The following is a 674-nucleotide window of genomic DNA, read 5'->3' on the forward strand; positions in this document are numbered from 1 at the left end:
CCTTCGGAGCACCCGACGCCTCGGGGGGCGGAGAGTGACGGCCCCCGCCTTCCGCCGTCTGTACCTGCTCGTGATCGTCCTGCACCTGGTGTCGGACGTGGCCCTGAGCCCCTTCTACCCCCAGCTCTTCGAGCGGTTGTTCGGTGTCACGGACATGTCGGCGACCGGCACCTACATCTGGGTGTGCCGGGTCACCGCCCTGGTCGCGATGCCGCTGTGGGGTGTGGTGGCGCGCCGCTTCTCCATGGCCTCGATCGTGCTGTGGGGTCTGGCGGTCTCGGCCGCGCTGGAGCTGATGATCGCCGCGGCGCCGAGCTACGCGGCCTTCACGACGCTCTCCGCGGTGCAGGTGGCGGTCACCATGTCCTTCGCCCTGGCCTACCCGGCCTTCGTGGGCAGCGGGACCGACCGGATGCGCGACGTCATGGCGCACACCTACATCATCAACGTCGGGACGGTGACCGCCACGGTCCTGGGCGCGGGGATCATGGCGCTGCCCAACCCCCGTTGGGGGATCGCCGCGTGCGCGCTGCTGTACGTGGTGCTGTTCGCGGTGTGCCGCCGCCACCTGCCGCGGGGATCGGGAGGGCCCGCCGTCCGGGACGAGCCCGCCCCGCGGACCGACGCGGACACCCGGTCGGGCGCGGCCTCCGCCGACCACGCGGCCGAGCCGA

The 674-nt window shown here is 72.6% G+C and carries 1 protein-coding gene; it reads left to right on the forward strand.

All coding sequences use genetic code 11. The annotated features are described in order from the left end of the window. Positions 1-34 precede the first annotated feature (34 nt). Positions 35-674, forward strand: a 640-nt coding sequence (locus D471_RS0126095) for an MFS transporter (protein WP_017601340.1), incomplete at its 3' end; no start/stop codon positions are given.

This window comes from Nocardiopsis lucentensis DSM 44048 (assembly GCF_000341125.1).
GTDB lineage: Bacteria > Actinomycetota > Actinomycetes > Streptosporangiales > Streptosporangiaceae > Nocardiopsis > Nocardiopsis lucentensis.